This window comes from Rhizobacter sp. (genome assembly GCF_031412075.1).
In the GTDB taxonomy this organism is placed as follows: Bacteria; Pseudomonadota; Gammaproteobacteria; order Burkholderiales; family Burkholderiaceae_C; genus Rhizobacter.
The window spans coordinates 1-3,485 of record NZ_JANOCG010000566.1 but is presented as its reverse complement, the minus strand read 5'-3'; the positions used below and the strand labels follow the sequence as shown (position 1 = coordinate 3,485).

General features: G+C 66.5%; 5 protein-coding genes. All 5 read left to right on the top strand.

Annotated elements, in window-relative coordinates; translation table 11 throughout:
• On the top strand, positions 1-727 hold a 727-nt coding region (locus RMO40_RS21065), incomplete at its 5' end, for a 3,4-dihydroxy-2-butanone-4-phosphate synthase (protein ID WP_309725504.1).
• Positions 728-740: 13 nt separating this feature from the next.
• Positions 741-1,205 (top strand): 6,7-dimethyl-8-ribityllumazine synthase, encoded by a 465-nt coding sequence (gene ribH / locus RMO40_RS21060; RefSeq protein WP_309725502.1) that lies wholly within the window; start codon positions 741-743, stop codon positions 1,203-1,205.
• Positions 1,202-1,702 carry a transcription antitermination factor NusB gene (gene nusB / locus RMO40_RS21055; RefSeq protein ID WP_309725500.1) on the top strand — a complete coding sequence of 167 codons (501 nt, stop codon included), beginning with the start codon at positions 1,202-1,204 and terminating at the stop codon, positions 1,700-1,702. Before ribH ends, nusB begins: the two co-directional genes overlap by 4 nt.
• Before the next feature lie 23 nt (positions 1,703-1,725).
• A complete protein-coding gene (locus RMO40_RS21050) occupies positions 1,726-2,901 on the top strand; it encodes a pyridoxal phosphate-dependent aminotransferase (RefSeq protein ID WP_309725498.1) in 1,176 nt (391 codons plus the stop codon).
• Between the two features lie 143 nt (positions 2,902-3,044).
• Positions 3,045-3,485, top strand: a 441-nt coding sequence (locus RMO40_RS21045; RefSeq protein WP_489660213.1) for a protein kinase domain-containing protein, incomplete at its 3' end; no start/stop codon positions are given.

Genomic DNA, 3,485 nt, shown 5'->3' with positions numbered 1-3,485 from the left:
GCCCGGCCACATCTTCCCGCTGCAAGCCAAAGACGGCGGCGTGCTCATGCGCGCAGGCCACACCGAAGCCGGCTGCGACCTAGCCGGCATGGCAGGCCTGTCGCCTACCTCGGTCATCTGCGAGATCATGAAAGACGACGGCACCATGGCCCGTCTGCCCGATCTCGAAATCTTCGCCAAGGAACACGGCCTGAAGATCGGCACCATCGCCGACCTCATCGGCTACCGCAGCCGCAACGAAAGCCTGATCGAGCGTCTGGGACAGCGCCAGCTCAGCACCGCCCAGGGCGTGTTCGACTGCACCACCTTCCGCGACCGCACCGGTGGTGTGCACCTGGCGCTGAGCCATGGTGACGTGCACACCGGCGAAGAAGTGCTGGTGCGTGTGCACGAGCCGCTGTCGGTGATGGACTTGCTCGATGTGGGCGCGTGTGGCCACTCGTGGCCGCTGCCCAAGGCCTTGCAGGCCGTGCAGGCCGCAGGCCGAGGTGTCGCCGTGCTGCTGAACTGCGGCGACGACACCAGCGCGATGCTGGCCCGCCTGGGCTCACCCGTCAGCACCGCCCCCGTGCGCGGCCAGATGGACCTGCGCACCTACGGCATCGGCGCGCAGATCCTGCGCGAGCTGGGTGTGAGCAAGATGAAGCTGCTGGGCAGCCCGCGCCGCATGCCCAGCATGACGGGCTATGGCCTCGAAGTCACCGGCTTCGTCGCTCCGGAACACTGAAGGAACCGCTCTCATGCAAGACGCTGACAAAGGCCAGGCCATTGATCTGGACGGCACCGATTTGCGCATCGGCATCGTGCAAGCCCGCTTCAACGAAAAGCTCACTGACCAGCTCGCGCAGTCGTGCATGGCCGAGCTGGAGGCCCTGGGTGTGGCCGCCAAGCACATCCGCCACGTCACCGTGCCAGGCGCCCTCGAAGTGCCGGTGGCGCTCAACGCCATGGCGCAGAGCGACCGCTACGACGCGCTGATTGCGCTGGGCTGCATCATCCGCGGCGAGACCTACCACTTCGAGCTGGTCGCCAACGAGAGCGGTGCCGGCGTGAGCCGCGTGTCACTCGACCACGAGCTGCCGGTGGCCAACGCCATCCTGACCGTCGAGAACGAAGCCCAGGCCTGGGCCCGCGCTGAAGAAAAAGGCCGCGACGCCGCCCGTGTGGCCGTCGAGATGGCCAACCTGCTGGAAGAGCTTTCGTGACCGACACCCCCAAGAAGACCGCCAGCGCGGGCAAGCCGCCTATCAAACCCGTGCGCCCCAAATCGTCGCGTCGGCGCTCGCGCGAATTCGCGGTGCAAGGCTTGTACGAGTGGCTGCTCTCGGGTGGTGAACCCGGCGCAATCGACGCCCATGTGCGCGAACAAGAAGGTTTCGACAAATGTGATGCCGCGCACTTCGACGCCCTGCTGCACGGCTGCATCGCCGAGGCGGCCGACATCGACGCCGCGCTCACCCGCCACGTCGACCGCAAGACCAACGAGCTTTCGCCGGTCGAACACGGCGTGCTGATGATCGGCGTCTACGAGCTCAAGCACTGCATCGACATCCCCTACAAGGTGGCGATCAACGAGGCCGTGGAGCTGGCCAAGAGTTTCGGCGGCACCGACGGCCACAAGTACGTGAACGGCGTGCTCGACAAGGCGGCGGTCGACCTGCGGCCGCTGGAGGTCGAGGCCTTTCGCGCCTCGCGCCGCTGACGTTTCACACTGACACCGCCCCCATGAAGCTCGCGGGCCGGCTCGATCACATCGAGCCCTTCTACGTGATGGAGTGCGCCAAGGCGGCGGCCGAGATGGCCGCCAGCCCGGAGTGCGCCGACTCGCCGATGATCTTCCTGAACATCGGCGAGCCCGACTTCACCGCCCCACCGCTGGTGCAAGAGGCCGCCCTGCGCTGCCTGAGCCAGGGCCGCACCCAGTACACCCCCGCCACCGGCCTGCCCGCGCTGCGTGAGCGTCTGAGCCAGTGGTATGCCGAGCGTTTTGGTGTGGACGTGCCGGCGCGGCGCATCGTGATCACCGCAGGCGCGTCGGCCGCCCTGCAGCTGGCCTGCCTCGCCCTGGTAGAGCGTGGCGACGAAGTGCTGATGCCCGACCCGAGCTACCCCTGCAACCGCCATTTCGTGGCCGCCGCCGATGGGGTGCCGGTGCTGTTGCCCTCACCGCCCGAACACCGCTTTCAGCTGGATGCGGCGGGCGTCGAAGCGGCCTGGACGCCCCACACACGCGGCGTGTTGCTGGCTTCGCCCTCCAACCCCACGGGCACCTCGATTGCGCATGACGAGATGGCGCGCATTGCGCAGGCCGTGCGCAGCCGCGGCGGCTTCACCATGGTCGACGAGATCTACCTCGGCCTGAGCTTCGACGAAGCTTTCGGCCACAGCGCCTTGGCCCACGGCGACGACATCATCTCGATCAACAGCTTCTCCAAATACTTCAGCATGACGGGCTGGCGCCTGGGCTGGCTGGTGCTGCCCGAGGCGCTGGTCGCACCGGTCGAAAAGCTCGCACAAAACCTCTACATCTGCGCTTCGTCGGTGGCACAGCATGCAGCGCTGGCCTGCTTCGAGGCCGACTCGCTCAACGAATACGAACGCCGCCGCAGCGAGTTCAAGGCGAGGCGCGACTACCTGGTGCCGGCCTTGAACCAACTCGGCCTCAGCGTGCCCGTCATGCCCGACGGTGCGTTCTATGCCTGGGCCGATTGTTCGGCGCACTCACCCAGCAGCTGGGATTTCTGCTTCGACCTGATGCGCCGCGCCCACGTGGCCATCACCCCTGGCCGCGATTTCGGCCCGCATGCGGGTGAGCGCTATGTGCGCTTTTCCTATGCCAGCAGCATGGGCAGCCTGCGGCAGGCCGTGGCCAGGCTGCACACTGCGCTCCATCGTGAGTGAAAAACCTCACATCCTCTTTCGTGTCGGGGTGTTACTAATGCGCGAACGCGGTGCTTTTTGGTGCCTTGGTGCACCTGGCTTGGACTAAGCTCGCGTGATGGTGGTTGCTTACTGCCCGCTGAATGACGAATCCAAGTTCTTCCATGTCCGGCCTCGCACCTGAACCGTCTGTCCCCGGTCCCAACAGCCTGCCGGCTGGCGGCGACTCGGCGCCCTGGAGCGACACCGAAGAAATGGGCCTGCCGGCGCAGCCGGCGATGGCGTTCAACGCCAACCCGCCCAACAAGGCCACCGACCAGTTGCCCACCATCGGCCACATCGGCCGTTATGCCCTCAAGTACCAGATCGGCGAGGGTGGCCTCGGTCGCGTGTTCGCGGCGCACGACCCGCTGCTGTCGCGCCTGATCGCCATCAAGACCCTGAACCTCGAAATCGCTGCCGAAGAGCGCGAGTCGTTCAACGCCTTGTTCCTGAACGAAGCGCGTGCCGCCGGTGGCCTGAGCCACCCGCACATCGTGACGGTGTTCGACGCCGGCGTGAGCGAACAAGGCGCCTACATCGCGATGGAGCTGCTCAAGGGCCGC

What these genes read in the sequence shown, in the direction of transcription:
- ribH (WP_309725502.1), top strand. Translation starts at nt 741, where the DNA reads ATGCAAGACGCTGACAAAGGCCAGGCCATTGATCTGGACGGCACCGAT.
- RMO40_RS21050 (WP_309725498.1), top strand. Translation starts at nt 1,726, where the DNA reads ATGAAGCTCGCGGGCCGGCTCGATCACATCGAGCCCTTCTACGTGATG.